Consider the following 5,744-nt stretch of genomic DNA (forward strand, 5'->3'; position numbering starts at 1 on the left):
ATGGCAGCGGCCTTTGTGGCGGGCATGATACCCAATCCGCATGCGAGATCGCTGGCGCAGCGGCTTGAGGAAGCTGCGAACGAGTTTCGCCGTCTCGGATTGCTCAGAAAGCATCATCCGGACCTGCTGCGGAGGGCCAAGCGGGTTCCTGTGCGGCGCCTGGCAAAGGAAACATTTACTGCAAAGCACAAGAAGGACGATTTTGATTCGCGCGGGTTGCTACTGCTGACGGACGATGCCGTGCTGTACTGGGACCTTGGGCAGAGTACCCGCCTCGAACCCTATGTTTTCCGGCCCGCGAATGCGTCGGCAACGCTGCACCTGCGCGAGCCTTATCGAGAGGGAGAGCACGTCTGGGTGGAACTTGAATGCGACGGTACGTCGCGATACCTTCAGTGCGAGAAGGTCAGGCAGGTGAACGAAAAAACGCGCAAGCTGTTCGGCGATATCCAGGCCGTCTTGCATGCCCCCTCAGTTTCCGCGTAGTTTGTACCCCAAGCCGCGTTGCATCGTGACGTGACCCGCAACATTGGCGGCCCCACAATGCCTGAGGAGGTCCTGTAATGCTCACCTTTCCGCGCCGAAAGCGGGCTTTGTTCATGGTTATGCTGGCTTGTGCAGCAATGGCAGGGCCACCTGCCGCGGCCGCTGCTCCGGCACTGCAGGACGTGTCCGTCAACGAGGATTTCGAAGGAACGCCACCCAATGTGACCGAATGGGCGAAAAACGGCCCCTGCACGGCCAATTTCTCCGGGGTCACCGACGAGAAGGCTTTCTCGGGCCAACATTCGTTCAAGCTCGATGTCACCGTCGACGGCGGCTCGTATCACTATTTCGGCGCGCAGATGCGCATGCCCGCCGAAGGGACGCTCAAAATGAGCGCCAGGGTCTTCATCGCCGAAGGTACGACCGCACGCGTCGGGTTCGGCACAAACATGGAGTATCCTCCAACCACGTACTCGGGATGCGGCCCGCAGGAAACCTTCGAAGGACCGACCGGGGATTGGAAACTGGTCGAAATCGACCTCGACGAACGCGGACGCGGCGGCGCCGAGGGCGTGCTCGGCCGGATGACCGCTACTCTTACCGGGAGCGACGTGGGCTGGTACCTGGACCGCTGGTCGCTGTTCATTCTCGGAGGAGCAGGCACGCGCGCCGTGGTATACGTCGACGACATCCGGGTCGAGGGCAAAAGCTACGCCGAAAACAACTACAAGGCGGTGCTCGATGAACGCTGGGCCAGCGCGCGACAGCGTCTTGAAACCGGCTGGCTGGCCGGCTGGCGGCAGCAGTTCGCCGAGGCCAGGCAGCGCATGCCCGAGTTGGAAGCCCTTCCCGGTTTCCTCCAGGAGGACGCCGCGTCGCTGCGAAAGAGCTTCGAAGAAGGCGAAGGCCTCGTTGCGGCCATCGAGCAGGCTGGACAGGCTACCCGCGAACAGGCAAGAACTATCGCCACGGCGCTGGACCTCATGAGATACGGTCCCGATACCCTGAGAGCCATCGCGCAGGGCGCCGCGGAAGGAAGACCCTGGGTCGTCTACACGCCTCGAGCGATCACCAATCTCCAGATGACCGGGACTAGATTCCCGATCCCCGCGCCCGTGGGCGAGGTCATCGAATGCTCGGGATGCCGCGGAGAGTTCGAAACTGTCGCCGCCGCGCTCTATGCCAACCAGGACCTGCAGTCCGTCGAGGTCCATGTCTCTGACCTGCAGGGCGGGCAGGGAATCATTCCGGCCGCTGAGATCGACCCATACATCGTCAAATGCTGGTACCAGGCAGGCCAGACCATAGTGCCGCAGCCGGACACCCGCCTGTATGTGCCCGAGTTGTTGTTGAAAGACGACAGGCTTGTACGCGTGGACCATGCCGAGCGGAACAACTACCTGCGCAGCACCGCCGAGGATGGAACCGAGTCGTATGTCCTTTGCAGCGGGAGCCAGAGTGGGGAAGACCTCGCTAACGTCCGTCCGGTGGACAGTCCGGTCCTGTTGCCGGTGGATATTCCCAGGCGCACCCTCCAGCAGTTCTGGTTCCGCATCCACATCCCCGGCAACGCGCCTGCAGGACACTACGCCGGCCAAATCACGTTTAAGGCCGCGTCGGGGGAGTCCACGCTGCCGCTCCGGGTGACCGTGCACCCCTTCGAGCTTGCTCCTTCCCCGCTGACCTACTCGATCTACTACCGCGCAACGCTGTCCGGTGACGGCAAACCGCCCATCGGCTCCGAGCAGAAATCCGAGGAGCAGTACCGCGCGGAGGTGCGCGATATGCGCGACCATGGCGTTCTGTACCCCACCAACTATCAGGGATGGAGCGACCGAAGCATGCCCCGTATCCTCGACATCCGCCGTGAACTAGGGCTTCCCACGGATGCCTTCTACAACCTCGGATACGGCGTCGGCAAAGCCTCCGAACCCGATGCGCTCGAAGCCAAACGCCAGGGTGTGAAGGACTGGCTCGGCAGGTGCGCCGCCTATGGATATAGGGACGTCTATTTCTACGGTATCGACGAAGCCCGGGGCGACGAGCTCAAATCGCAACAAGCAGCCTGGGCGGCGGTTCAGGAAGCCGGCGGCAAGACCTTCGTCGCCTGTTACCAGGGCACATTCGAGGCAATGGGCGGACTGCTCGACTGCGCGGTTATCGCGGGCAGACCCGACCCCGCCGAGGTCCGCAAATGGCACGCCGTTGGGTCCCGGGTATTCTGCTATGCGTATCCGCAGGTCGGCCACGAGGAACCCGAGACCTACCGCCGCAATTTCGGCATGGTCCTCTGGAAAGCCGGCTACGACGGCGCCATGGACTATGCATATCAGCACGGATTCGGCCACGTCTGGAACGATTTCGATCACGAAGTCTATCGCGACCACAACTTCACGTATCCCACGGTGAACGGTGTCGTCGACACTATCCAGTGGGAGGGATTCCGCGAGGCCGTCGACGATGTGCGCTATGTCTCCACGCTGGTGCGTCTCATCAAAGACGCCCCTCCCGCCCTGGGACCGCTTGCCGCGGAAGCCTGGTCGTGGCTCGACAGCGCCGATGTCGAAACCGCGGATTTGTATGACCTGCGCGCCCAAATGGCCGAGTGGATAACCCGGCTTACGGGGTGATCTCAATGGCAAAGTTCGGCGTCACACCGCGGAAAGAAGCAGAACTCGAGCGCCGCATGGCCGCATGCGGCGTGCGGGAATCCGACCTCGAAGAACGCTTTGTATCCTCCAGCGGCCCGGGAGGCCAGCATGTCAACCGCTCGGCGACCTGCGTCCAACTCAAGCATTCGCCCACGGGCATCGAAGTGAAGATGCAAAAGGCGCGGTCTCAGGGTCTCAACCGTTTTTACGCCCGCCGCCGCCTCTGCGAACTCATCGAAGCCCGCGAAATGGGGGAGAGGAGCCCCGAAGCCCTGAGACAGGCCAAACTCCGCAAACAAAAGGCCCGCCGCCGCCGGAAGACGCGTGAATTTCGGGGACACAATACGTAAACACTGGTGAGTATTGTGTCCCCGAAACTGCGAAACTGGCTCATGCCGGTTGAGGCACTTCAAATCCTTCGCGGTAGTCGCGGGTCAACATGGCATTCGCTTCGTCGTTGCCGATGAACCGCTGCGCGGCGGGATCAAACTCGAGCGACGTCTTCATCCGGTATGAGATGTTCGACAGATGAATGTGAGCGCATCCGAGATGCGCGTCCACGGGATTGCCATGCACGGCGTTCGCGTCGTGGCTCAGCACGGCGTTGATGAAGTTCTGGAAGTGATCGCCGGTGCCCCACTCGGGTTTTGCAGCGCCTTCTTCGTCGGGAATTTCTTTGCCCTCGGTATCGTAGAGCCGCGTGCCAACGGCGTAGCCTCCGGACCCGTAGAAGAGGTTGCCGACCTTCTGATCGCCTTCGGCGTTGGTCGCGCGGCCGCGCACCTCAAACACCGTCATCGTGCCGTCCGGGTACTTAAGCGTTGCGACCTGCGTGTTGGGCGTTTCGCCCTGGTCTTCATAGGTGTACCGCCCGCCCATGCTGAACACCTTGTTGGGAAGGCCCTTGTTCATACCCCAGATCGCGATGTCCATCTGATGGACGCCCTGGTTCCCGATGTCGCCGTTGCCGTATGGCCAGAACCAGTGCCAGTTGTAGTGCACATAATTGGCGTTGTACGGCCGCTCCTGGGCGGGACCCTGCCAGAGGGTCCAGTCGAGCCATTCGGGCGGGGCTTCGTCGGGTTTGAACCCGATCGAATCGCGGTTCTTGTAACACAACGCGCGCGCCATGTAGATGTCGCCAATGACTCCCGCGCGGATACGCTCGATGGCCCGGATCCAGGCGTGATCGGACCGGCTCTGAGTGCCGTGCTGAACGACGCAGTTGTTCTTTTTCGCGGCGTCGATAACGGCCAGGCCCTCGTTGTATTCGTGAGAGACCGGTTTCTCGACGTACACGTGCTTGCCCGCCTGGCAGGCCCACACCGTCCCCAGCGCGTGCCAATGGTTCGGCGTGGCGAACGAGACGGCGTCCACGTCCGCGTCCGCGAACATCTCGCGCATGTCCACGTACGTCTTCGGCCGCTTGCCAAACGTGTCCTGCATGGATTTCGCGTGGCCTTCGAGCACGCGTTTGTCGACGTCGCAGATGGCGACCACTTCCGAGGCCTCGCATTTGCTGAAACCCTCGAGGTGCGAGCCGCCGCGGCTGTGAATGCCCGCGACGCCCATCCGTACGCGCTCGTTTGCTCCGAAGACCTTGCCCTTGCTCATCGCGCCAGCCACGATGACCGCCGCGGCCGACGTGCCTAAAAATTGCCTGCGTGTTACCGGCATAAATCGAATCTCCTTGGTTTGCGACATCCTCGTCTACCCCGCGCCATTCTTGCGCATTTCGTCCGCAAACGCAAACCGGCGGGAACCGGGCCCGGCCCCGTTTCGCCTCCCTTCGGGAGCTCGCCTGCGTCGCCGCGGACCGGGTTCAGCCGCCGGCCTTGTGGGCGAGTTCACCGAACCGGTGGACCACCGCCAGCGCCGGGTCTAAAGGCACTTCCGCATGCCGCGTGCCTTTGGGTGTCTTGATGACGGGCGTTGTGCGGATGGTCTTGCCTTTGAACTGCGGCAACCACTGCCGTTCCGCTTCGAGCATGTCGGCCGCCATATCCCGGACTTCCTTGAGCGTCAGGCATGCCGACGTCAGCGGGTCGAGTGCGCACGCCGCGACGACCAGCTCGGGATCGCCTTTGATGGCCGCCTCGACCGCAAGCCCCTGAACCGTGACGTTGCTTTGGTTGAGCGCGGCGCACTGTGGCGGCAACGCCCCCACGACCGTCGGGTGCAACCCGAGGCGATCCGCAAATACCGGCACCTCCACGCAGCATCCGTTGGGCAGGTTTCGGATATAGCCGTCGTTGCGCACATTCCCCTGGAACTTGAACAGTTTCCCAGTCTCAAGGGCTTCGAGAATATACGAGCAATACTCGACGCTGCGCTTCTTGAGCTTCACGGGCTCGTCTGCCAGGTAATCCTCGTTCATCAGGTGGTCGCCGATCAGCTTGCACCACTTGTAGTACGCGCCCGACTCGCCCCCGAAAGCCGGCTCGTCGCAATACAGCTCGAGCGCCTTCTTGCTGCTGCGGAACCAGGGAACATACTCACTCAAATGCCCCGTACTCTCGGTCATGAAATATCCGAAATGGCGCATCACCTCAATGCGCACCTTCTCGTTGATGTAATACTCGGGCCTCTCGCAGACCTTCTTGAACC

Annotated in this window: 5 protein-coding genes; 3 read left to right on the top strand and 2 right to left on the bottom strand. The window is 62.0% G+C overall.

Annotated features, from left to right (window positions below):
* The 3 genes from PLJ71_20245 to PLJ71_20255 form a co-directional block, all read left to right on the top strand.
* Positions 1 to 486, top strand: a 486-nt coding sequence (locus PLJ71_20245; GenBank protein ID HQM51024.1) for a hypothetical protein, incomplete at its 5' end; no start/stop codon positions are given.
* A gap of 77 nt (positions 487 to 563) precedes the next feature.
* Complete coding sequence (locus PLJ71_20250; protein ID HQM51025.1) at positions 564 to 3,116, top strand: hypothetical protein; 2,553 nt, start codon at positions 564 to 566, stop codon at positions 3,114 to 3,116.
* A 5-nt stretch (positions 3,117 to 3,121) separates the two neighbouring features.
* Positions 3,122 to 3,487: a peptide chain release factor-like protein gene (locus PLJ71_20255; GenBank protein ID HQM51026.1), complete on the top strand. Its 366-nt coding sequence runs from the start codon at positions 3,122 to 3,124 to the stop codon at positions 3,485 to 3,487.
* 40 nt (positions 3,488 to 3,527) lie between these two features.
* Here PLJ71_20255 and PLJ71_20260 read toward each other — a convergent pair whose 3' ends face one another.
* Together PLJ71_20260 and PLJ71_20265 are read right to left on the bottom strand one after the other, a co-directional pair.
* Positions 3,528 to 4,814 (bottom strand): Gfo/Idh/MocA family oxidoreductase, encoded by a 1,287-nt coding sequence (locus PLJ71_20260; GenBank protein ID HQM51027.1) that lies wholly within the window; start codon positions 4,812 to 4,814, stop codon positions 3,528 to 3,530.
* A 145-nt stretch (positions 4,815 to 4,959) separates the two neighbouring features.
* A partial coding sequence (locus tag PLJ71_20265; GenBank protein HQM51028.1) for an alpha-glucosidase/alpha-galactosidase occupies positions 4,960 to 5,744 on the bottom strand: 785 nt, incomplete at its 5' end.

Source organism: Candidatus Hydrogenedentota bacterium (assembly GCA_035416745.1).
In the GTDB taxonomy this organism is placed as follows: domain Bacteria; phylum Hydrogenedentota; class Hydrogenedentia; order Hydrogenedentales; family SLHB01; genus UBA2224.

What these genes read in the sequence shown, in the direction of transcription:
- PLJ71_20250 (HQM51025.1), top strand. Translation starts at nt 564, where the DNA reads ATGCTCACCTTTCCGCGCCGAAAGCGGGCTTTGTTCATGGTTATGCTG.
- PLJ71_20255 (HQM51026.1), top strand. Translation starts at nt 3,122, where the DNA reads ATGGCAAAGTTCGGCGTCACACCGCGGAAAGAAGCAGAACTCGAGCGC.
- PLJ71_20260 (HQM51027.1), bottom strand. Translation starts at nt 4,814, where the DNA reads ATGCCGGTAACACGCAGGCAATTTTTAGGCACGTCGGCCGCGGCGGTC.